General features: G+C 72.3%; 19 protein-coding genes and 1 pseudogene. 10 read left to right on the top strand and 10 right to left on the bottom strand.

Translation table 11 applies throughout. The features are described 5' to 3' along the window. The coding region (locus AB0I83_RS20025) for a discoidin domain-containing protein (protein ID WP_363305552.1) at positions 1-635 on the bottom strand (635 nt) is incomplete at its 3' end. A gap of 1,251 nt (positions 636-1,886) precedes the next feature. On the opposite strand from AB0I83_RS20025, the gene AB0I83_RS20020 reads away from it, so the two are divergent. After that, positions 1,887-2,495, top strand: a complete 609-nt coding sequence (locus AB0I83_RS20020; RefSeq protein ID WP_363305551.1) for a hypothetical protein — start codon at positions 1,887-1,889, stop codon at positions 2,493-2,495. A gap of 128 nt (positions 2,496-2,623) precedes the next feature. Beyond that, positions 2,624-3,313, top strand: coding sequence for a class F sortase (locus tag AB0I83_RS20015; RefSeq protein ID WP_363305550.1), 690 nt, complete (start codon positions 2,624-2,626; stop codon positions 3,311-3,313). Between the two features lie 99 nt (positions 3,314-3,412). Here the strand turns inward: AB0I83_RS20015 and AB0I83_RS20010 are convergent, their stop codons facing one another. From AB0I83_RS20010 to AB0I83_RS20000, 3 genes and pseudogenes are all read right to left on the bottom strand, one after another. Then, complete coding sequence (locus AB0I83_RS20010; RefSeq protein ID WP_356534988.1) at positions 3,413-3,793, bottom strand: VOC family protein; 381 nt, start codon at positions 3,791-3,793, stop codon at positions 3,413-3,415. Positions 3,794-4,011: 218 nt separating this feature from the next. Continuing rightward, a pseudogene (locus AB0I83_RS20005) lies at positions 4,012-4,674 on the bottom strand (DNA polymerase ligase N-terminal domain-containing protein); the annotation flags it as partial. A 34-nt stretch (positions 4,675-4,708) separates the two neighbouring features. After that, entirely contained in the window at positions 4,709-5,221 is a 513-nt protein-coding gene (locus AB0I83_RS20000) for a DUF4232 domain-containing protein (RefSeq protein WP_363305549.1), read from the bottom strand. 194 nt (positions 5,222-5,415) lie between these two features. Here AB0I83_RS20000 and AB0I83_RS19995 point away from each other — a divergent pair, with 194 nt between their 5' ends. Beyond that, positions 5,416-6,333: a glycoside hydrolase family 16 protein gene (locus tag AB0I83_RS19995; protein ID WP_356534992.1), complete on the top strand. Its 918-nt coding sequence runs from the start codon at positions 5,416-5,418 to the stop codon at positions 6,331-6,333. An 84-nt stretch (positions 6,334-6,417) separates the two neighbouring features. Further along, the gene (locus tag AB0I83_RS19990) at positions 6,418-7,410 is read left to right on the top strand and encodes an aldo/keto reductase (RefSeq protein WP_363305548.1); all 993 of its coding nucleotides are present in this window, start codon (positions 6,418-6,420) and stop codon (positions 7,408-7,410) included. 10 nt (positions 7,411-7,420) lie between these two features. On the opposite strand, the gene AB0I83_RS19985 is transcribed toward AB0I83_RS19990, so the two are convergent. The 4 genes from AB0I83_RS19985 to AB0I83_RS19970 all read right to left on the bottom strand — a co-directional run bounded on the left by AB0I83_RS19985 (position 7,421) and on the right by AB0I83_RS19970 (position 13,026). After that, the gene (locus tag AB0I83_RS19985) at positions 7,421-8,596 is read right to left on the bottom strand and encodes a serine/threonine-protein kinase (RefSeq protein WP_363305562.1); all 1,176 of its coding nucleotides are present in this window, start codon (positions 8,594-8,596) and stop codon (positions 7,421-7,423) included. A gap of 292 nt (positions 8,597-8,888) precedes the next feature. Continuing rightward, on the bottom strand, positions 8,889-9,368 hold the full coding sequence (locus AB0I83_RS19980) for an Lrp/AsnC family transcriptional regulator (protein ID WP_356534996.1): 480 nt from the start codon (positions 9,366-9,368) through the stop codon (positions 8,889-8,891). A 149-nt stretch (positions 9,369-9,517) separates the two neighbouring features. Next, positions 9,518-11,197 (bottom strand): SMP-30/gluconolactonase/LRE family protein, encoded by a 1,680-nt coding sequence (locus AB0I83_RS19975; protein ID WP_363305547.1) that lies wholly within the window; start codon positions 11,195-11,197, stop codon positions 9,518-9,520. A 5-nt stretch (positions 11,198-11,202) separates the two neighbouring features. Then, positions 11,203-13,026, bottom strand: a complete 1,824-nt coding sequence (locus tag AB0I83_RS19970; protein WP_363305546.1) for an NAD(P)/FAD-dependent oxidoreductase — start codon at positions 13,024-13,026, stop codon at positions 11,203-11,205. Between the two features lie 790 nt (positions 13,027-13,816). Here AB0I83_RS19970 and AB0I83_RS19965 point away from each other — a divergent pair. The 4 genes from AB0I83_RS19965 to AB0I83_RS19950 all read left to right on the top strand — a co-directional run bounded on the left by AB0I83_RS19965 (position 13,817) and on the right by AB0I83_RS19950 (position 17,950). Continuing rightward, a complete protein-coding gene (locus AB0I83_RS19965) occupies positions 13,817-14,284 on the top strand; it encodes a hypothetical protein (RefSeq protein WP_363305545.1) in 468 nt (155 codons plus the stop codon). 210 nt (positions 14,285-14,494) lie between these two features. After that, complete coding sequence (locus AB0I83_RS19960; protein ID WP_363305544.1) at positions 14,495-14,953, top strand: hypothetical protein; 459 nt, start codon at positions 14,495-14,497, stop codon at positions 14,951-14,953. Positions 14,954-15,257: 304 nt separating this feature from the next. Then, positions 15,258-16,769: an FUSC family protein gene (locus AB0I83_RS19955; RefSeq protein WP_363305543.1), complete on the top strand. Its 1,512-nt coding sequence runs from the start codon at positions 15,258-15,260 to the stop codon at positions 16,767-16,769. 98 nt (positions 16,770-16,867) lie between these two features. Continuing rightward, a complete protein-coding gene (locus AB0I83_RS19950) occupies positions 16,868-17,950 on the top strand; it encodes a lactonase family protein (RefSeq protein WP_363305542.1) in 1,083 nt (360 codons plus the stop codon). Positions 17,951-18,026: 76 nt separating this feature from the next. Here the strand turns inward: AB0I83_RS19950 and AB0I83_RS19945 are convergent, their stop codons facing one another. Together AB0I83_RS19945 and AB0I83_RS19940 are read right to left on the bottom strand one after the other, a co-directional pair. Continuing rightward, positions 18,027-18,950: a hypothetical protein gene (locus AB0I83_RS19945; RefSeq protein WP_363305541.1), complete on the bottom strand. Its 924-nt coding sequence runs from the start codon at positions 18,948-18,950 to the stop codon at positions 18,027-18,029. 139 nt (positions 18,951-19,089) lie between these two features. Beyond that, on the bottom strand, positions 19,090-20,097 hold the full coding sequence (locus AB0I83_RS19940) for a BadF/BadG/BcrA/BcrD ATPase family protein (protein ID WP_356841888.1): 1,008 nt from the start codon (positions 20,095-20,097) through the stop codon (positions 19,090-19,092). Between the two features lie 204 nt (positions 20,098-20,301). Here AB0I83_RS19940 and AB0I83_RS19935 point away from each other — a divergent pair, with 204 nt between their 5' ends. Both AB0I83_RS19935 and AB0I83_RS19930 read left to right on the top strand, forming a co-directional pair. Further along, entirely contained in the window at positions 20,302-20,979 is a 678-nt protein-coding gene (locus AB0I83_RS19935) for a uracil-DNA glycosylase (RefSeq protein WP_363305540.1), read from the top strand. Between the two features lie 387 nt (positions 20,980-21,366). Next, positions 21,367-22,587 carry a saccharopine dehydrogenase C-terminal domain-containing protein gene (locus tag AB0I83_RS19930; RefSeq protein ID WP_363305539.1) on the top strand — a complete coding sequence of 407 codons (1,221 nt, stop codon included), beginning with the start codon at positions 21,367-21,369 and terminating at the stop codon, positions 22,585-22,587. Positions 22,588-22,645 lie beyond the last annotated feature (58 nt).

Genomic DNA, 22,645 nt, shown 5'->3' with positions numbered 1-22,645 from the left:
TCCTGCTTCTTGAAGATCTCGTCGACCTTGCCCTGGATGTTCGGCGTCGAGGGGTCGAAGACCAGCACGTTGGGCCCGAGGTCACCACCGCCGGGGATCTGCGGGTCGCCCCCGCCGGTCGTACCGAAGACCTGGAACTCCCAGAGGGAATGACCGTATCCCGTGGCGCGCGCGGTGCCGGTGAGCCGGACGTAGCGTGCGCTGCCCGAGACGTTGAGGGTCTCTGTGCCGCCCGGGCTGGTGGTGGTCGAGTAGCTGGTGCTCCAGCTGCTGTTGTCCGCGGAGAACTCGATCCGGTAGGCCTTGGAGTAGGCGGCCTCCCAGCGCAGCACGATCTGGCTCACCGAGGCGGTGGCGCCGAGGTCGACCTTGATCCACTGAGGGTCGGAGAATGCGCTCGACCAGCGGGTCGCGTTGTTGCCGTCCACTGCCGCCGAGGCGGGCGTGCCGTCGTTCTCCTGGCTGGACGAGGTGACCGCCTTGCCCTGGGAGAGCAGCGACGGCGCGGCGCTCGCGGAGGACTGCGGGACGAAGGCGAGGAGCGAGAGGACCAGACCGGCTATGACGGCCAGGGCACCGCTGCGTCTGCCTCTCGATGCGGGGAGGGGTCTGTGGAGCCGGGGATGTGCGTACATGGAGGTCTCCTGAGTCGTGGGGCGGGTACACGACGCGCACAGCCGGAGAGCGCTCTCTCCGGCTGTGCGAGATACTCCACCCTTGTTACGAACGCGTCAAGAGATGTGCAACAGCTCATGTATTGAAGGCCGTTGACGACAAAACCTGACGACGGCGTCTCGTGATGACCCCTCTGGTTCGACCCTATCGGTGACGGAGTGTGAGATCTGATGGAGTGTCGGTTCAGGAAGTGGCGGATCGGCTCACCAGGCGCCGTGCGTCCGGGTGCGGTCGAAGTCAGCCGTCGCGCCGCACCTGTCGTGGGGGACGGGACCGATCCGGAGCGCGCCCGTACCGGCAGGGTCCAGGTGCCGACGTTCGGCCGGTGGGCACCCGTCGCGGCTGGTGGACGCGCGTACCCCGTGCTCCCCATGGACGGTGTCGAGGTGACGGGGCAGCGGCAGCCGCGTCGTGTTCGGAGGTGGGACCCCCGAACACGGGGGGCGTCGGCCACCGCCGTCGGCGGAGTGGTCGTCGGGCGCTCGCCCTCCTTGCCGAACTCGCCGACACGGAGCGGCGCACCGTCGCCGTTGGTGAGCGGAAGCACGGAGTGGACGAGCTCGAACCGCCGGTCGTCGTCCTCGTACAGCACCAGACCCGCCTGCTGTGCGGCCCGGCCGGGCCGCACAGCAGCTCGGTCACCACCGTGGAGCCACCCGCCGGGGTGTCCCGCAGCAGTACGGGCGCCGCGTTGTCCCCCAGACGCAGGTCGGCGTCCTGGGTCGGCAACGAGAGGGCGCCGCCGGTCATGGCGACCCCGGCGGACGGCCCGGCCTCGGGCGTGTCCCACCGGGCGCCCACACCGCAGGACCGCGGACTCCGCCTGACCTGCCCACCGCTCCCGCTCAGCCCGCTTCTTCCGCGCATCCTGCACGCCGGACACGGTCCCGGACAGGTCGTCAGACTCCCTGCGACCGGGAGAACAGCAGCTGGGAGGGGTGGTTTCGGTCATGGAGCGAACCTACGAGCATCGCCGCGGCCTCATTACACCGATGATCGTCTTCTCCCAAACCTCCCCTCGGCGTGGCGTGCCGTCAGACGGGTGACATCCGGGCCCCTGTCACACGATGGGCCCACCGCGTAGTCCCAATGCGCCCTTCCCGAGTGGTGCGCCGCCGGGAACGGGCTGACGGTGGATCACGTCGCACCCGTGATCCGATGAGCCGACAACCAGTCGGCCGACGCGGGAGTGGCGAAAGGACTGTGTATCCATGCGCACTGCCCGCACCCTGTTCGCCTCGGCCGCCGTCACGGCGGTCCTCGCGGTCACCACCCCCGCCGCATACGCCGTGACCTCGGCCGACGGCTGGGACAAGGACAGCGGCTCCTCCGCCAGCAGCAACGACGACCGTGAGAAGCCGGACTCGTGGAAGCACGAGAAGCCCGAGGGCGGCGTGCACGCCGGTGGCGGCGCTCTGGCCGGCGTGACGGCCGACGACTGGGAGAAGGACAAGGGCAAGGACGAGGACAAGGAGTCCGGTTCCGGCAGCAACGACGACCGTGAGAAGCCGGACTCGTGGAAGCACGAGAAGCCCGAGGGTGGCATGCACGCCGGTGGCGGCGCTCTGGCCGGCGTGACGGCCGACGACTGGGAGAAGGACAAGAGCAAGGACGAGGACAAGGAGTCCGGTTCCGGCAGCTCCGACAGCGAGAAGACCTGGAAGCACGAGAAGCCCGAGGGCGGCATGCACACCGGCGGCGGCGCGATGGCGCTGTCCGGCAGCAGCCTGGCCGCGGGCTCGGTGCTGATGCTCGGCGGTATCGGTGCCGTCGCCTACAAGCTGCGCCGCCGCAACGCCTCGGGCGCCGCGGCAGTCTGACAGGCACCCGCACCGCTGAATGAATCCTGTCGTGGCCGCCGCCCTTCCCCGGGCGGTGGCCGCGCCGATTTCCCCGGCCCCCGACCGGGCCGACCCCGTCCCACCCGTACGCGAAAGGCAGCATGCGCATGGCCGCCCAGCAGCAGTCAGACCCAGCTCCCGCCACCCCTGCCCTCGGCCGGTCCCTGCTGTGGCCCGTCGTGGCGGTGGGGCTGGGCTTCCTCCTCGTCTACAACTCCTTCGACGCGTCGGCGGGAGCCCCGCCGGCCCCCGCGGTGGTCTCCCTCCCCGCGCCCTCCTCGTCGGCGGCGCCCGTAAGCCCCGTCGCCCCGTCGGCCGCGCCGTCGGGACTGCCCCGCTCCGAGCCCGAGCGGATCTCGATCAAGTCGATCGCTGTCGACGCCCCCTTCACGCCGCTCGCCATCGGTGCCACCGGTCAGCTGAACCCGCCGGCCGCCGACGACCCCAATCTGGCCGGCTGGTTCAAGGACGGCGCCACGCCCGGCGAGAGCGGCACCTCCGTGGTCGCGGGACATGTCGACACCAAGACCGGCCCAGCCGTGTTCCTGCTGCTGAGCACGCTCAAGGCGGGGAACACCGTCGACATCACCCGGGAGGACGGAGTCGTCGCCACCTTCAAGGTCGACTCGGTCGAGACGTTCAGCAAGACCGAGTTCCCCAACGACCGGGTGTACGCAGACAAGGGCACCGCCCAACTGCGACTGATCACCTGCGGCGGTGAATACGACAAGAAGGCGAAGGACTACCAGGACAACGTCGTGGTCTTCGCCCACCTCGCCTCGGCCAAGAAGGCCTGAGGCAGCCGCCCGTCCCGGTTGCGGCACGCGCGACCGGGACGGGCGGAGGCGCGTGACCAGTGCGCCGGGATGCTGGCACGCGGCAGTGGCCGATGAGCCTCAGAGCGGGTTGAGGCGGGCCTTGAGCAGGCAGAACTCATTGCCCTCGGGGTCGGCGAGAACGTGCCACTGCTCCTCGCCGGTCTGGCCGATGTCCGCCGGACGCGCCCCGATCCTCAGGAGGCGTTCGAGCTCCGCGTCCTGGTCGCGGTCGGTGGCGTTGACGTCGATGTGCAGTCGCGGCTTGCCCGGCTCGGGCTCGTCCCTGCGGCTGAGGATGATCGTCGGCTGCGGGCCGCCGAATCCCTCGCGCGGCCCGATCTCGACGTACTCGTTCTCTTCGTGGTCGAGCACCACGAAGTCCAGGACCTCGCACCAGAACCGTGCCAGCACCTGGGGGTCGCGGCAACCGAGCACGAGTTCGCTGATACGACATGCCATGGACGACCTTCTTTCGACGCGGGAGCCGCCTGGGCGCCGGCGCGGGAAACCCTGAGGCGCTCCCGGCGGTGAGAACGATCCCGCGACCGTATCGGACCGGTCGACGCGCGGGAAACGAATTGATGTCCGGCCCGGACAGGCGCGCCCGCCGCACCCCGGGGCCCGGACCCAGGGGGGTCCTGGCCGGATCACCGGTACCCGGGCCGTGCCCTGACCGGTCAGGTCCCGTGCCCGGTCTCCGCCATGGCGACCTGGTGCAGTGTCCGGCCCGTGCGGGCCGAGCGCGCGTGGTACGGGTCGGGGGTGCCCGGCTGGTCGTGGACGGCCTGCCGGTCGTCGGCCTTGACCAGCAGCCAGGCCTCCGGTCCCCGGGTGCCGTCCCCGTCGTCGATACGGAACCGGGTGAGGGTGAACTCGCCGCGCAGTTTCGTCCCGTCGAGCCAGAAGTCGGCGTGCCCGCGCTCCAGGGACTCACCGAACGGCACGGGCTCTCCCGCGGGATCGTGGCTGAGCGGCCGGTAGGTGCCCTGGTCCCAGACGATCACGGCGCCGCTGCCCTGCTGGTCCTGCGGAATCACCCCCTCGAACTCGCGGTACTCCAGGGGATGGTCCTCCGTCGGCACCGCCAGGCGCTTGTCGCTCGGATTGTCCGACGGACCGCGCGGCACCGCCCAGGACCTCAGGACGCCGTCGACCTCGAGGCGGAAGTCGAAGTGCATACGCCGGGCGTCGTGGATCTGCACCACGAAACGCTGTGAGCTCTCGCTGTCCACGTCCGCTCCTTCCGCCGAATGCGGTCGGGCTGTGCGGCCCCGCACGGTCGGGGCCGCGTGCCCCGCACCGTACGTACCTCCACTGTGCGGCCGTGTGCCGCCCGCCGCATCGTGGCGTGCGTACGGGCGGTGGCCGGGCCCGTCAGCCCGTGTACCGGTCGAGGGCCGCGTCAGCCGTGGCCTGCGACCTGTGCCACCAGGTGGTGACCGGTTCCCAGACCTGGATCCCGTCGGGGGATCCGAGGGAGGCCGCGTCGAACGTCCGTCCGCGGTGCGCGGGCGACCCGGCGACCGTCAGCCGGTCCACGACCCGGAGGTCCGTGGCGTCCGGGTCGAGCGTGCGCACCGCCGCGTACGCCGAACCGCCGGCCGACACGCTGTACGGACCGCTCGTGCCTTCGGGTACCGGCCTGGCAGGGCCGTCCAGATCGCCGAAGACGACGGTGGGGATGCGGTCGACGGCACAGGCGTGTCGGGTGCGGTTGGTGATGCTGATCCGCACCGTCCCCGGCCGGTCCGACGCATGGGCGGCGACGGTCAGAGCGCTCTCCCGGCATGCGGGGGGAGCGGCGGAGGAGGCCGACGCGACACCGGCCGAGGCAGGCAGTGCGAGGGCGAGGACGGCGGGCAGGGTGAGTACGGTACGGATGCTCATGACTTGTCGGTTCCCCGCGCCGCCGACTTCTACCCGCGCCCACCCGGTCCGGACCAGATCCTTGACGGGTCTGTGGCCACTGCCTTAAATCAAGTATTGAAGAATGCGCCGGTGGCGAATGTCTGATGCGTTCACCTCTCGGCGCATATCTGTCATGCGCATGTCTGTCCGTCATCCCCCACCGAAATGATGTGATGTCCGTGCCTTCCCCCCACCGGACCGAGGCGCGCCCCGCGAAGAGGCGCCGCACCACCCTGTACGCCCTCTCCCTGCTCTGCTGCTCCGTGGTCATGACCGCACTTCCCGCCGGAGCCTCGGCCGCACCCGACCCCCACACGGCTGCGTCCTCCACGACTCCACGGGCAGCGGCCGCCGTGGCCTTCGCCGACGAGTTCGACGGGCCCGCGGGCTCCGCCGTCGACGGCGGCAAGTGGCAGACCGAGACCGGCGACAACGTCGACAACCACGAGAGGCAGTACTACACCGCCGGCAACGACAACGCCGCCCTGGACGGCCAGGGCAACCTCGTCATCACGGCGCGCAAGGAGAACCCCGGCAACTACCAGTGCTGGTACGGGACCTGCGAGTACACCTCCTCCCGTCTCAACACCTCGGGCAAGTTCACCTCGACCTACGGACACGTCGAGAGCAGGATGAAGATCCCGCGCGGGCAGGGCATCTGGCCCGCGTTCTGGATGCTCGGCGCGGACATCGGCAGCGTGGGATGGCCGAACAGCGGCGAGATCGACATCATGGAGAACGTCGGCTTCGAACCCGGAACCGTCCACGGCACCCTGCACGGCCCCGGCTACTCCGGCTCGGGCGGCATCGGCGCCGGCTACACCCTGCCGGGCGGGGCCGCCTTCGCGGACGACTTCCACACCTTCGCCGTGGACTGGGCCCCCGACTCCATCACCTGGTCCGTCGACGGCACCGTCTACCAGCGGCGTACCCCCGCTGACCTCGGCGGGAACCAGTGGGTCTTCGACAAGCCGTTCTTCCTCATCCTCAACCTCGCGGTCGGCGGCTACTGGCCCGGCGACCCGGACGGCAGCACCAGCTTCCCGCAGCAGCTCGTGGTCGACTACGTCCGTGTGACCACCGGCGACTGATCACCCGCACGTGATCACCGGCGACTGACCGCCGGTGCGGGGCGGGCGCCACACGCAGGCGCCCGCCCCGCACACCCGCGTAGCATGATCCGTATGGAGCAGCGCACACTCAGCAGGACCGGCCGTGACGTATCGGTCGTCGGACAGGGCACCTGGCAGCTGGGCGGGGACTGGGGCGAGGTGCGGGAGGCGGACGCCTTCGGCGTCCTCGACGCCGCCGTCGAGTCGGGCGTCACCTTCTTCGACACCGCCGACGTGTACGGCGACGGCCGGAGCGAACAGCTCATCGGCCGGTACCTCAAGGACCGGCCGGACGCGGACGTCTTCGTCGCCACCAAGATGGGCCGCCGCGCCGACCAGCTTCCCGAGAACTACGTCCTGGACAACTTCCGCAGCTGGAACGACCGTTCGCGGGCCAACCTCGGCGTCGACACCCTGGACCTCGTACAACTCCACTGCCCGCCCACGGCCGTCTACTCCTCCGACGCCGTGTACGACGCCCTCGACACACTCGTCGTCGAGCAGCGGATCGCCGCCTACGCCGTGAGTGTCGAGACCTGCGCCGAGGCGCTCACCGCCATCGCCAGGCCCGGCGTCGCCGGCGTCCAGATCATCCTCAACCCGTTCCGCCTCAAGCCGCTCGACGAGGTCCTCCCCGCCGCCGTCGAGGCCGGGGTCGGCATCATCGCGCGGGTCCCGCTGGCCTCCGGGCTGCTGTCGGGCAGGTACACCGCCGACACCGTCTTCGCTCCCGAGGACCACCGGACGTACAACCGGCACGGCGAGGCGTTCGACCAGGGCGAGACCTTCTCGGGTATCGACTACGCGACCGGCGTGGCCGCCGCGGCGGAGTTCGCGGGACTCGCTCCCGAGGGCGCCACCCCGGCACAGACCGCGCTCCGTTGGATCCTCCAGCAGCCGGGTGTCACCAGCGTCATCCCCGGCGCGCGCTCCGTGGAGCAGGCCCGCGCCAACGCGGCCGCCGCCGCGCTCCCGCCGCTCACACGAGGCACCCTGGACGCCGTACGCGACCTGTACGACCGCCGGATCCGCGCAGAGGTCCACGCGCGCTGGTGAGTTGCGGGACTCAGTCGTCCTCGTCGTCGCCCTGCCCGGAACCGTCCTGGGCAGGGGGGTCGGCCGGGGCGGGTGATTCGAGGCCCGCGGTCGGGCTGGATCCGGGGTCCGGTGTGTCCGCGGCCCCGGTGTCCGGTGCGAAGAGGACCGTGCCCAGGTAGACCGCCGCCAGGAAGGCGACCGCCCCGGCCACCGCGCTCGCCACCCGTGGGCGGCGCCTGATGGCCTCACCCGTGCTGATCCGGCGGGTGGTCGCGGATCTGGAGGCCCGGGGCGCGGGAGCCGCCCGTCTGCGGCCTGTGGCCTGGGGAAGCCGGTACGTCGACCCGGTCCCGTTGGCCTGTGATCCGCCCGCGTTCGACGACGGCACGGGCGGGGCCACGGGCCGCCGTACGGGGGGCGCGTGCTGGGGCAGCGGCTCGGGGCGCCCGCGCCAGGCGTCGGTGCGGAACCAGTCGGACACCTGCTGCGCGCTCGGCCGCTCCTCGGGCTTCTTCGCCAGCAGGCCCAGCAGGTACGAGTCGAAGGCGGGGGAGATGTCCACCCCGCGCTGCCGCACCGGTACCGGCGGGGTGTCGACATGTTGATAGAGCGTCGCGGTGGCGGTGTCCGAGCGGAACGGCGGCCGGCCGGCCAGCAACTGGTAGACGACACAGCCGAGCGAGTACATGTCCGACGCGGCGTCCGCCGAGCGCCCCAGCGCCCTCTCCGGGGCCAGGTAGAGGCTCGTACCCACGATGTGGCCGGCCGTGGTCAGCGCCGTCGAGGGGTCGTCGACGAACTGGGCGATGCCGAAGTCCCCGATCTTCACGGAACCGTCGGCGTCCAGCATCAGGTTCCCGGGCTTGATGTCCCGGTGGACGATGCCCTGGCGGTGCGCGGCGGCCAGACCCGCGGCCGCCTGGCCGGCGATGTGCGCCACCTGCTCCGGGTGGACCGACTCCTGGGCCTCCAGCAGATCTCCGAGACTCCTGCCCTCGACCAGCTCCATCACCAGGTAGAAGCGGTCCTCCCAGGAGCCGAAGTCGAAGACGGCCACCAGGTGTGGGTGGCTCAGACGCGCCGCGGTCTGCGCCTCCAGGCGGAACCGAGCGGTCGACGAGGCGTCGGCATGATCACCCAGGAGCAGTTTCACCGCCACGGAGCGGCCCAGGACTTCGTCCGTGGCGCGCCACACCTCACCCATACCGCCACGGCCGATGGGGGATATCAACCGGTACCGTCCAGCTACCAGCACCTGTGCACACCAATCTCGAAATGTCGCCCGCTCCGACTGCCGCGACGGCGACATCATCGGGCTCATCGCCTCGTTACGGTGCGTCGGGTTGCGCGGCGTGATCAGGATATCCGCACCCCGGACCTCCGATCGCCCGGCCTGCGGCAGAGAGCCGGATCCGGCCAACCCACCTGCCGGACCTGCCCTGTTCTCGCCCCCGGACGGCCCGTCAGGGACGGCCCCGCGGTGCGGTCGGCTCCGATCAGAGGGGGCCTGCTGCCCGTCCCACGGCTTCGACCAGAGGCAGCACCCGGTAGGACACCCGCTCCCGCAGAGCCACCTCCGTCCGCGTCCTGACCACGCCCGGGAGCTGGATCAACTGCTGGATCACGTCCTCCAGATGGCCGTTGTCACGCGCCACGACACGGGTCAGCAGGTCCCCGCCACCGGTGGTCGAGAACGCCTCGATGATCTCCGGGACCGCCGCGAGCGCGTCTCCCACCTCGTCCAGGTGCCCCTGCGTCACCTCCAGGTGGACGAAGGCGAGCACCGGGTGCCCGAGTGCGGCGGGGGAGAGGGCCGGGCCCGTGCCCGTGATCACCCCGTCCCGTTCCAGCCGGTCGAGGCGGGCCTGGAGGGTGCCGCGCGCCACGGCCAGGATGCGCGCGTACTCACGCATGCTGGTGCGCGGCTGCTCGATGAGCAGACGCAGGATACGGGTGTCGAGGGCGTCCACCGCCATGTCCGGCTGGGCTCCTTGCGGCTCGGTGATCGGTCGCCCGACTGTACCCAGAGCGCCGGAGGGCCGGCTGCACGTGGTCCGGACCGGGCGCGCGTCCGGCCGCCCCCGCCGCGGCACCGGTGTGTACCGCGGCAGGGGCACCACCGGGTCTACTCCGGTGGCCCGGACGGTGTCAGCCGCAGCAGAGTGCCCTCGCCGTTCGCCGACAGGACGAGCGAGCCGTCCGGCGCTGCGGCGATCCCCGCGAAGCGGCGGGCCAGTCCCGGCAGACCGTTGGCGAACAGCGCGGGTTCCGCCTCCGGCTGCCGGTGCCCGGCGCCCGGTGAGCCCCCTACCGGCAGGTCCTCGGCCTCGGTCCAGCTCGCCGACGTGGTCAGCGAGACCGCGCGCAGCCTGCGGCGCCCCGTCTCCACCGTGTACAGCGTGTCGCCCACGACGGTCAGCCCCTGCGGCGCGCCGAGGCCGTCCGCGACGACCGTCGTCGCCGCGTCCTCCTCCAGCCGGACCACGGTGCCCGCCCGCTCGTCACTGACGTGACACCGCCCTGCGGCGTCGAAGGCCACGTCGACCGGACGGCCCAGCCCCTCCGCGAGCACGGTGACGGTGTCGTCCTCCGCGACGGACAGGATCCTGCCCCCGCCGCTCTCGGCGACGACCAGCGCGCCTGCCGGCCCCACCGCGATGCCCATGGGCCGGCGCAGCCCCACCACGCGTGTCCGCATGGTCCCTTCCCCGGGGTCGTACGTCCGGACGTCCCCGAACTGCGAGGTGAGGTGGAGGAGATCGCCGTCAGCCGCGATGCCGTGTGCGAACGGCGCCAGTACGTGGCTGACCGGCCCCTCGGCGCCGGCCGCGTCCCGCGTGTCCTCCTCCGCGGCCGGAGGCCCGGCCACCCGGTAGTGGTCGGCGGCGTAGACCGTGCCGCCCAGGTCCACCGTGACGCCGTACGGCCCGTCGAAACCCCGGGGCACGATCACCCGGGTCCGCCCGTCCGGGTGCATCTCGGTGATGCCGCCGGTGGCGTAGCTGGACACGAACATCCGGTTCTCGGCGTCGAAGGCCGCGTTGTCCAGCCCCGCCACACCACTGGAGACCACGGTCCGCGACCCCGTGCCGTGCAGGTCGATCCGGGTCACCCTGCCCTCCGGGCCCAGCGACAGCACGTGCAGCACCCCGGCCAGGTCGAAGCGCACCGCGACCGGCAGCTCCACCTGGTCCGCGACGAGCTCGGGCTCACCGCCGTCCGGCGGGATGCGCCACACCTGCCCGCTGACCATGTGCGGGTAGTAGAGCCACCCGTCGGGGCCGCGCTGCATCGCGTTGCCGAGGGCCAGCCCCCCTGTGAGCACGGCCGGTTCACCTCCGTCCGGGAAGAGCTCCAGCAGACGGCCGTCCGGCTTCATCTCGTTGACGAACAGCCGGTCGCCGACGCAGGTTATGCCGTTCGGGTTCTGCACCTCGTCGCAGACCAGGCTGTACTCCCCCTGGGGGCTGCGCCGCCAGACGCGGCCGGGCACCAGGTCGGCGACGTACATCGAACCGTCCGCCCCGAAGGCGAGGTCGTCCGGTGACTCCACCGGCCCGCCCGCCGGTACGACGACGTCGAGTTCACCCGCGTCGAGATCCACCGCGCTGATCCTGCCGCCCAGGAACTCGGCGACGTACAGCCGTCCGTCCGGGCCGAACGCGATGCCGTTGGACCCCCACAGCGGGTTGGCCGGGTTGAGCCTCTGGACCGGTCGGCGCCCGGTGGCCTGGCCGTCCCCGCCGGGCCGGGTTCCGTCGAACCTGCTGGGGTAGGCCACCGGCCGCTCGTCCGCCTCGCGCACCCGCGTCACTCCGCCCCTGCCATGACGTCGTCCATCCCGTCCCCCTCGCGCCAGTTCCGCAGCAGCTCGTGGAAGGCCACCGGCCCGTCCCCGAACGACTCGCTGCGCGCACGCGGCCTGCCCTCGTTGTTGTAGTACCCGGGGGTGCACTCCGCCTGGAACGTGTGGAGGCTCGCCGCCTTGCGGCGGATCGTGGCCACCCACTCCTCCTGTGCCTCGACGGTCGGCTCGACGTGCCGCGCCCGGCGCCTGCGGGACTCGGCCACGACCTCGGCGACGTGGGTGGCCTGCTCGTCGAGGATGTGCACGTAGTTGACGGCACTCGCGTTCTGCAGGGGCCCGAGCTGGAAGAAGTTCGGGAAGCCGTGGGAGTAGAAGCCGTGGAGTGTCGCCGGGCCGTTCTTCCAGGACTCCAGCAGGGACACCCCGCCCCGGCCGTGGACCGGGAGCTTCCCGGACAGCACGCCGGAGACGCCGACCTCGAATCCGGTCGCGAAGATGATGCAGTCGACCTCGTACTCCACACCGCCGACGACCACCGCGTTACCGGTGATCCGTTCGACGCCGTGGCTGTCGGCGGTGTCGACCAGGGTGACGCCGGGGCGGTTGAAGGTCTGGAGGTAGTGGTCGCTGAAGGTGGGCCGCTTGCACATGTAGCGGTACCAGGGCTTGAGCTTCTCGGCCGTGTCCCGGTCCTCGACGAGGGAGTCCACGCGGGCGCGGATCTCGTTCATCTTCTCGAAGTCCGCCAGCTCGTAGGCGCGTTCGCGCTCCTCGGCCGGCACGTCCGCGTAGGCGTCGGTCGGTATGAGCTTCTCCTGCAGGCGGGCGGTGCTGGTCCAGGCGTCGTCCACCAGGTCCTCGTCCACCGCCTTGCCGGTCACGACCTCCAGGAAGTTCTCCATGCGGCGACGCTGCCACCCCGGCTCGAGCGACTCGGCCCACTCCGGGTCGGTGGGCCGGTTGTCCCGCACGTCGACCGAGGAGGGCGTTCGCTGGAACACGTACACCTGCCGCGCGTCGGCGCCGAGGTGCGGTACGACCTGGATGGCGGTCGCCCCCGTGCCGATGAGCGCCACACGTTTGTCGGCGAGCCCGGTGAGGGCGCCGTTCTGGTCGCCCCCGGTGTAGTCGTAGTCCCAGCGACTGGTGTGGAAGGTGTGGCCCTCGAAGCTCTCTATGCCCGGGATGCCGGGAAGCTTCGCCTGGCTGAGTGTTCCGCTGGACACCACCACGTAGCTCGCCCTGATCCGGTCGCCCCGGTCGGTGGAGACCGTCCATTCCGACGCGCCGTCGTCCCATCGCAGTCCGGTGGCCTCGGTCTGGAAGCAGGCGTCCCGGTAGAGGTCGAAGTGCCTGGCGACGGCCTGGGAGTGCTCGCGGATCTCCTCTCCCGGCGCGTACTTCCACTTCGGGACGTAGCCGACCTCTTCGAGCAGCGGCATGTAGGTGTAGGAGTCGATGTCGCAGTGGATGCCCGGATACCGGTTCCAGTACCAGGTGCCGCCGAAGTCACCGCCCTTCTCGACCATCCGGATCGACTCGACGCCGGCCTGCCGCAGCCTCGCCGCTGCCAGGAGTCCGCCGAACCCGCCGCCGACGACCACCGCGTCGACCCGGTCCCGCAGCGGCTCGCGCGCGAAGTCGGGGTCGGCGTGGGGATCGGCGTCGTAGTAGCCGAACTCACCGGACGCGCTGCGGTACTGGGCGCTTCCGTCGGGCCGTATCCGGCGGTCGCGTTCGGCGCGGTATTTCTGGCGCAGCGCTTCGGGGTCGAAGTCCGGTTCGTAGGTGTCCTGGCCGGTGGGTGAGGTGTGGGGGGCGGGCATGCGTGGCCTCGTTCCTCTTCGGTGATCGGTGCTGCTGACGGCGGCCGGCGGCTGTCGCGAACGGCTTCGCGGCGGGTCGCCCGCCAGGTGTGAGCCGGCGGGTGCGAGAGCGTGCCGGGCGGCGCGGTTACGGGACTTCGGGCGACCGGTACGGAGTCGGGGGCCGCAGACGGGCCGGGCCGGGTCTCCCACCTGGAGTCCGTGTCCGGGGTGTGCTCACGCGCAACTCCGCTCGCTCCTGCTGGACTTGTGACCTGCACCTCCGTCAGAAGTGCATGATACACATCATGTGGTCGATGCATATTCGCGCGGGTGCCGGGTGGGGGAGGGTTGTCCGGAAATGAATGATCGTCAGGATGGGCGTGCGGGTGGTGCGGCAGCTCGCGCGGGCCTGTGCCGGGTCCCCTCGGAGCTCGCACACGGAGGTCCGGACGGCGTTACGGCTCACGGCGACGGGCACGCCTCGGGCGCCCGGACCGGGCGGCGCAAGGCGGCCGCCCGGCTGGAGATCGCCCGTGAGGCCGTACGGCTCCTCGCCGGCCGGGGCGTGGCCGCGACGACCACCGACGCCGTCGCTACGGATGCCGGCGTCTCGCAGTGGACGCGGTGGCGCCACGCAGCGTCCGAGGAGTCGTGCGTACAACCGCTGTTGACGTGTGCGCTCGACTCGGCCACCACGTCGACGAGGGCGTGGCCGGCCGGCCCGGACAGCCGGGACGGCGGCCGGAGGCGCCCCGGCGGGCCAGCGTCCCGGACGTGTCCGGCCGCGCCGGCCGTCGTTGACCACGGCATGAACCTGCGGTCGATCTCCCTCGTGCTCGTCGCCCTGCTGGGTACGGCCGGCTGTGTGTCCGTGCCGGCCGGAGCGGACAGACCCGTGCCCGCGGTCTCCGGGCGCTCCGGGAACGTGCCCGCGGCCCAGGCGTCCGTCGTGCCCGCCGAGCCTCCGGCCGTGCACGACGACCTGGGGAGGGCGGAAGGGCGACGGAGGGGCGCTGACGCGAAGAAGCGGAAGAAGCGCGAGGCCGGGAGCGCGCCTGCCCGCCGGGCGGGCGCGGACGCACCGCCTGCCCGCACGGAAGCCCGTGACCAGCCGCGCCGGGTGGTTCCGGTCCGGCCCGAGCGGCCCCGGCGAGCGGCCGCGCCCCGGCGGGCCGAGCCGCGGCGGACGTACGACATGCGCTCCGTGTGCGCGACCGGCAGGGGAGTCGCCTCGGCCGGCATCGTCGACCTGTGCCGCGCCACATACGGCCGATGACGCCGTGAGGCGCTGAACCGCCCGGTTCGGGGTACGCGTGGGAGCACGTACGGTCCGGGCGCCCTCGTGGCGTCCGGCTCCGACGGGACAGGAGGGTCGCCCGGGCGGTGCCACCCGCGCCCGAGTCGGCGACCCATTACGTGACGGCCGACGTGGCCGAGGCACGACGTGCAGGCCCCGCGTGGCCGAGACCAAGAGGAGCGCCCACCGATGACCAAGCCGTCAGACGACAAGCCGACCGCATCCGGCCCGGAGGGTGTCCGCGAGAAGGCCGAGGAGGTTCGCGACGAACTCGGTCGGACGGTCGAGGCACTGGTGGCCAAGGCCGACGCGGCCGACGTGAAGGACGAGGCCGAGCAGAAGGCCGCCGAAGCGAAGGAGCAGGCCGCCGCCAAGGCCGGGGAGTTGAAGGCAAAGGCTGCCGAAGCGGCGCACCGCGTCCAGGACGCGGTGCCCGTACCCGTCAAGGACAAGGCGGCACAGGCGGCGGAGGAAGTCCGGGCGAAGGCCGCCGCGGCGGGGAGCCTGTGGGAGGACAAGGCGCCCGAGCCGGTGCGCCGGAAGGCGGCCAAGGGCGCACTCCTGGCGCGCGAGAACCGCACCGCGCTGCTGGCAGCCGCGGGAGTGGTGGCTGTGGCGTGGGCGGCCTACCGCCGCAGGAAGAGCTGATCCCCGGCCGCCCGGCCGACGGTGGGGAGGGCGCCGGATCCCGGTGCCCTCCGCCGGGAGTGCGTCGGTCAGGGGCGGCCTGGGCTCGGCCCCGCCGTGCGGACACCGGCGGTGTCCGAGCCCTCCTAGCCCTCCGAGCCTGCCAATGGTCGGGCTCTGGTACACGGATCGGTGGCCTGGGTGTGCCAATGGCCCAGGGTTTGGATCGCCTGTTGAGCCAGCGGTCGAAAGCATGGTCTGATGCTCCTGTCGATGGCGCCGCGGATTCCGTGGCGCCCTTTTTCGTGAGAAGGGGCGGGAAGCAGTGCTGAAGAGGTTGTTCGTGGCTCCGGATCCGGGGCGGCTGCGGCTTCGGCACGCGACCAGGGCCGTCCTCGGCATCGGGCTGGCCGTCGTCGTGTGCGGCACGGCCGGTCATTCACTCGTCGGTGCGATCACCGGCGGGCTGGCGGCGCTGCTGGCTCTCTTCACGGTCACCGACGCGACCGTGCGCGGCCAGGCGGTCACCACGGCGCTGCTGCCCGTTGCCGGGCTGCCCGTACTCGCACTGGCGGCGGTGCTGCACGACCAGCCGGTGGCGCGCGACCTCGCCTTTCTGGCGGTGATGGGCGCGGGCGTGTACGCCCGGCGATGGGGCCCGCGAGGGCACTCGCTCGGCGTGTTCGCCTTCATGTCCTTCTTCATCGCCCAGTTCCTGCACACGCTCCCCGGTCAGCTGCCCGAGCTCTTCTCCGCCGTGCTGCTCTCGCTGCTCGCCGCCTCGGCCGTCCGCTTCGGCCTGTGGTGCTACGAGCGCCGACTGCCCGTGACCGCCGCGCCCGCGCCGGTGGCGGGCCGCGGGCTGGCCCGGGCGACCACGCGTCAGGCGGTCCAGGCGGCGGTCGGCGGGGCGCTCGCGCTCCTGGCGGGCCAGGTCCTCTCCGACGAGCGCTGGTACTGGGCGGTCGGCGCCACCTGGTGGGTGTTCGTCAACACCGCCTCGCGCGGCGAGACGCTGGTCCGGGGCTTCCGCCGAGTGCTGGGCACACTGATCGGCATCCCCGTGGGCCTGGTCGTCATCGCTCCCCTGCACGGTGCGCCCGCCCCCACGGCGCTCCTGGTCGCGCTCGGTGTGTTCGGGATCTTCTACTCCGGGGCGGTCTCGTACACCTGGATGATGTTCTCGGTGACGGTCCTGGCCGGCGCGCTCTACGGTGCGCTCGGCGTCCTCGACCCCGCGCTGCTCGCGCTGCGCCTCGTCGAGACGGGCGTGGGGGCGCTCGGAGCGATGCTGGCGGTGCTCGTCGTGCTGCCGGTCACGACCCATGCCACGACCGACGCCTGGATCCAGCGGGCCCTGCGCTGTGTGCACGCGTGCACGGCTGAGGCCGCCGCGCGCCTCGCGGGGTCGGTGACCGCCGATCCCGCCCCCCGGGTCGCGGAACTGGAGGCGCTCCTCGGCCGCGTACGGCTGTCACTGGGCCCGCTCGTGCATCCGCTGAGCCCGTTGCGCGCCCGCAAGGCACGAGCGGGGCAGGTGCTCGCCCTGCTCGACGTCTGCGCACGTGAGGTGCGGGGGCTGGCATCCGTCGCGGCGGACCCGGAGGCGTCGCACGACGCCCGCCTGGCCGCGGCCTGCTGGCGCGTCGAGTCGTCCGTGGAAGCGCTGACCGCTCCGGCCCGCAGGCACCGTGGGGCTGCGGCCTCCGTGGGCGTACTGCCGCCCGTCGGCGTCGTCGAGCCCGCGCTCGCCCACCTTCACAGCCTGGAGCGGGCACTCGCCGAGCTCGCCGCTCCGCTGCACAGCTCCCCGCGCGCTCCTCTGGTCGCGGCCTGACCCCTTCGCGTACGGGCGGCGCATTGGTCTGGACCAAAATGGGCTGCCTGCTACCGTCGGCCGTGAAGATCGCGACGGATGTGAAGAGGGGTAGCGCTATGGGCGCCAGCAGGGCCGGACGGGCATTCATAGGGTCGTTCACCTCGGCGGGTGGACTCGGGATCACCGTCGCCGACGTCGACGGTGACACCGGTGCGCTGACCGTCCTGGCGTCCACGGACGTCGTCGCGGACCCGTCCTTCCTCGCCGTCGGCCACGCGCCCGCGACGGGCGCCCCGGTGCTGTACGCGGTCAGCGAGACCTCCGAAGGCGCCGCCGCGGCCTTCGACATCAGCGGTACCGGTGACGCCGGTGCACCGCGGCTCATCGGCGAGCTCCGGCCGGTGGACGGGAGCGGCCCCACGCACCTGGCCGTCTCCGCGGGCCATCTGCTCACCGCCAACTACGGCTCGGGAAGCGTCACCGTGCTGCCCCTGCGCCCCGACGGGGCGCCCGCCGCGGCCACCTGCGTACTGCGGCACGAGGGCAGCGGCCCCGATGCCGGACGGCAGGCGGACCCCCACGCGCACCAGGTGCTCCCGGACCCCTCGGGGAACTGGCTGCTGAGCGTGGACCTCGGCACGGACTCCGTGCGCGTCTGCACCCTCGGCCCGGCCACGGGTTCCCTGCTGCCGCACTCCGAGGCGGCGCTGCGTCCGGGCGCCGGGCCGCGTCACCTGGCGTTCCACCCGTCCGGGCAGCACGTCTACGTCCTGAACGAGCTGGAACCCACCGTCACCGTGTGCCGTTGGGACGCCGCCGCCGGACTGCTCGAGCCGGTCGGTGAGACGCCGGTGCTGCCGGCCGACGCACACGACGGAGCCGGAGCGGTGCGTACGTACCCGTCCGAACCGGTGGTCTCGCACGACGGGCGCTTCCTGTGGACGGCCAACCGCGGCCACGACAGCATCTCCGTACTGACCCTCGGTGAGACGCCGGAGGAGCCCGTCCTGGTGGCGGCCGTGGGCTGCGGCGGCCACTGGCCCCGCGACCTCACCCTCGACCCCACCGGACAGTGGCTGTACGCCGCCAACGAGCACTCCGGGAGCGTCAGCTGGTTCGCCCTCGACGCGGAGACGGGGATGCCGTCCGCCGCCGGCTCCGTCGAGATTCCGGCTGCTTCCTGCGTGATCTTCGCCTGATACCTGATGCCCGAGCCTGACACATGATCCTGTCCGGGGGCGGGACCCGAGCGGTCCGCGCCCCCAGGCCAGTGGATCAGTGCGCCTGGGCTCCCTGCGGCGTCGCGGGCGTGATCCCCAGCGTCGTCGCGTACAGCGAGAGCACGAGCTTGCCGATGGCCGGGTACGCCCCGAGTGGCTCGGCGGTCGCGCAGCCGGCCTCCTTCGCGGCGGTGTCCAGCAGTCCGGCGTCGACCTCGGGCCCCACGAGGTACGGCGCGAGTGCGAGCTGCGCTGAACCGGAGTTCTGCAGTTGGGCGGCGATCGAGGCGACTGACCCCTCGACGTCCAGGGCCGCGGCCATCACCGGCACCGCGAGGCGGGCGGCCAGCAGCATGCCGGTGATCCCGGCGGCCTGCACGGCCTCCTCGCCGCCGACCGTGGCCAGCACGATGCCGTCGGCCGCGGTCGCCACGGTGAACAGCCTGGCGCGGTCGGCGCGCGCCAGCCCGGCCTCCGACAGGCGCACGTGGAGCGCCTCGGCGAGCAGCGGATGCGGACCGAGCACGTCGGTCAGCTCGGCCTGCGTGCCGCTGTCCGCGACGGCCTGCCGTATGCGCCGGATCAGGGCGCTGTCCGGGCCCGCGAGGAGCGGGACCACGACGGCGGACGTGCCGGTGGGCTCGGCGACCTCGCGGCCGGCGGCGGTGGCCTGCTCGTAGCGCGCGGTGCGCTCGGTCGCGGCATGGGTGAGTACGGAGACGAGCGTGGGATATTCGGCGTCGTCGCCGTCGAGATAGCCGATCTGCGCGTTCAGGCCGGGCAGCTCGGAACGGGCGATGCTGATCACCTCTTCGGCCAGGCTTCGCGAGGCCGAGGAGGGGGCACCGGGAACGGCGAGAACGAGCGCGGCAGCGCCCTCAGGTGCGACCACGGGCTCCGGGCGGCGGTGCCGTCCGGACTGGCGAGGTCGCGGCATTCGTACAGGCAGGCCGGAAGCGGGCCCAGTGGGGGTGCTCATGGCGCCGCATGCTACTGGTTTTGGGTGCCCCTCTGTTCGGGGAGGGGGCGGCAAGGCGTTATCTGTCCGTATATGTCTGTGGAGCGGCATAGTGGGTAACTGGCGTGTTCTGTCCCGGGTGAATGATCGCCCGAATCGCCTACGTTACTCCCGGTACGAACAGCAGGGTCGGGTGGGGCGGCAGCCCGGGCCCGGGTTCCGCGAGGGCTCGGGCGATCTCCAGGGAGCCGTGCAGCGGGTCACCCGCCGCCGGCACCACCCGCGCCTGCGGCACCTGCTCGGCCAGTTCCTCCCGCAGCGGCCCGAGCAGGGTCTCGCCCATGCGGAACAATCCACCGGTCAGGGCGACTTCGTACGTTTCGGCCCCGGGCGCCGCGTCGGGCGCGGGTCGCGGGCACACTGCGGCGGCGGCCTCGGCGATGTGTGCGGCCGCCTCCCGCAGGATGCGCGAGGCCACCTCGTCGTACACGGCGCAGGCCCCGACCTCGGGTGCGAAGGACGCGAGCAGCGCGGGGCGGTCCGTCCTCGGGTAGAGCAGGCCGGGGAGCCCGGTCGCGGGTCCGAGGACCGCCTCGAGCCGCGCGAGCAGCGCGGGCGATCCGCCGCGTCGTCCGTCGTGGGCCCGCATCGCCGCGTCGAGCCCCTCGCGGCCGATCCAGGCGCCGCCGCCGCTGTCACCCAGCAGGTGCCCCCAGCCGTCGGCCCTGCGCCACGTCGTGAGGTCGGTGCCCAGCGCGATCATGCCGGTGCCCGCGGCGACGACCGCTCCGGGCCGCCGGCCGAGCGCCCCGGCATAGGCGGTCACCGCGTCGGCGGCCAGGGCGACCCGTCGCACCCCCAGGGCGGACGCGAGGGCGGCGGGCAGCTCGGCCCGCAACCGCTCGCCGAGTGTCGCCATCCCCGCTGCCCCGATCGCCACGGCGGTGACGACCGCTCCCGGGCCCTCCGGCTCCAGCAGCCGGCGTGCTTCGGGCAGCACCTGTTCCAGCAGGTGCCCGGCGTCGATGCCGCCGGCGCCGGTACGCACCGGCTCGGCGCATACCGCGGTACGTACCGGGCGCCGGGCGTCCACGGATCCGAGTGCCAGCCTCAGTCCGGAACCGCCCGAGTCCACGCCGAGGACGAGCGCGTCCGGCGCGGCGGTCACGGCAACCACCGCTCGACCGGCCGCCGTTCGCTCCGCGTGGCCGGCGGGGTCAACGGGCACCGCTGACCGTCTGCGTACATCTGCGCGACCTCATGACCGGCTCCGGGGGCTGGAGGAGTGACGACGACGCGCAGCCTAACCCCGGGGCGGCGGCCGTGGGGCCGCATGATCACGCCGTCCGTGTGGGCCGGTAGAGTGACGTACGTGGCAGCGCGACCGTTGAGTGAACTTGTGGAGCCCGGCTGGGCTCGGGCGTTGGAGCCGGTGGCCGGCCGAATCGCGGAGATGGGGGACTTCCTCCGCGCCGAGATCGGCGCCGGGCGCACCTACCTTCCCGCCGGCAAGGACGTTCTGCGCGCCTTCCAGCAGCCGTTCGACGAGGTGCGCGTCCTGATCGTCGGTCAGGACCCTTACCCGACCCCGGGCATGGCCATGGGGCTGAGTTTCGCCGTGGCGCCCGACGTGCGGCGGCTCCCGGGCAGCCTCGAGAACATCTTCCGGGAACTTCACGCCGACCTGGGCCTCCCGTGGCCTTCCGACGGAGACCTGACGCCCTGGACACGGCAGGGAGTGCTCCTGCTCAACCGGGCGTTGACGACGGCGCCCGGCAAGCCCGCCGCCCATCGCGGGAAGGGCTGGGAGGAAGTGACCGAGCAGGCCATCCGCGCTCTGGTGGCACGCGGCAAGCCGATGGTGTCCGTGCTGTGGGGTCGCGACGCGCGCAATGTGCGGCCGCTCCTCGGGGACCTGCCCGCCGTCGAGTCCGCCCACCCCTCACCCATGTCGGCGGACCGGGGCTTCTTCGGGTCGCGGCCCTTCAGTCGTACGAACGACTTCCTTGTCCGCGCGGGAGAACAGCCGGTGGACTGGCGTCTGCCGTGAGGCCCGATGGCATCGTCCGGGTGAGGCCCGCCACACCCGGCAGGATTCCGGTGCAGGTTCCCGCTTAGGGTCCCGTATCCGGGGCACGAGACTCTCTGACCGAGCTCCGGTCGGTGCGTCCCCCCGCACCGTGTGAGCACCCGGCCCCACCGGCATCCCCCCCGCCGGTGGGGCCGGACCTTTTCCTCGTCGTGGTCGCCGTTCTGCCCCTTCCGCGGCGTCGGAGCCCGTCCGGGTGGAGTCCCGGAGCCCGGGTAGCCCGGACGCGGGACACCGTCCGGACGGCTGCCCACCGCCGTGCGGCCGGACTGTTAGCCTCCCCAGCCACCGGGCCGCCCGGCCCGGCCGCATCGTTGCCGCGAGAGAACGGCAGAGGAGAGGTGTCCCATGCGTGTCCTCCTGGTCGGCGCGGGAGGGGTGGGGACGGCGATCACCCGGATCGCGGCCCGCAGGTCCTTCTTCGAGCACATGGCGGTCGCCGACTACGACCGCGAACGGGCGGAGGCGGCTGTCGCCGCCCTCGGGGAGCGAGGGGACCGCTTCAGCGCGGTTACGCTGGACGCCTCGGACCCGGCAGCCGTGCGGGCCGCCCTGGCGCGACACCGCTGCGACGTCCTTCTCAACGCCACCGACCCCCGGTTCGTCATGCCGTTGTTCGAGGCGGCCCTCGCCCACGGCGCGCACTACCTCGACATGGCCATGTCCCTGTCCAGGCCCCATCCCTCACGCCCGTACGAGGAGTGCGGCGTCAAGCTCGGGGACGCGCAGTTCGACAGGGCGGCCGAGTGGGAGGCGGCCGGCCGGCTCGCGCTGGTGGGGATCGGGGTGGAGCCGGGACTCTCGGACGTGTTCGCCCGGTACGCCTCCGACGAGCTCTTCGACGAGATCGAGGAGATCGGCATCCGAGACGGTGCCGATCTGACGGTGGAGGGTTACGACTTCGCCCCGTCCTTCAGCATCTGGACCACGATCGAGGAGTGCCTGAACCCGCCGGTGGTCTACGAGGAGGACCGGGGGTGGTTCACGACGGAGCCCTTCAGCGAGCCGGAGGTCTTCGACTTCCCGGAGGGAATCGGCCCCGTGGAGTGCGTCAACGTCGAGCACGAGGAGGTACTGCTCGTCCCGCGGTGGCTGAAGGCCCGACGGGTCACGTTCAAGTACGGCCTCGGCGACGAGTTCATCGAGGTGCTCCGCACGCTCCACAAGCTGGGTCTCGACCGTACGGACACCGTGGCGGTGAAGAGCGGTGCCGGCGTGGCCGAGGTCTCGCCCCGTGACGTGGTGGCCGCGTGTCTGCCCGATCCGGCCGGACTCGGCGAACGCATGCACGGGAAGACGTGCGCGGGCACCTGGGTGAAGGGCAGCAAGGACGGGCGGCCCCGGGAGGTCTACCTCTACCACGTGGTCGACAACCAGTGGTCGATGCGCGAGTACGGCTCACAGGCCGTGGTCTGGCAGACGGCGATCAACCCCGTCGCAGCCCTGGAACTCGTCGCGGGCGGCGTCTGGGGCGGCAGCGGGGTGCTGGGCCCCGAGGCCATGCCGCCCCGCCCCTTCCTCGATCTGTTGACCGAGTACGGCGCCCCCTGGGGCATGCGCGAGCAGTGACGGCCGCGGTGCGCACGTCCGGGGTGGCCGGACGCCACGCCGGACGTGCGCAACCGGA

The sequence above is a fragment of the Streptomyces sp. NPDC049970 genome (genome assembly GCF_040660235.1).
Lineage (GTDB): Bacteria > Actinomycetota > Actinomycetes > Streptomycetales > Streptomycetaceae > Streptomyces.
This window is presented reverse-complemented; position numbering and strand designations above follow the sequence as displayed.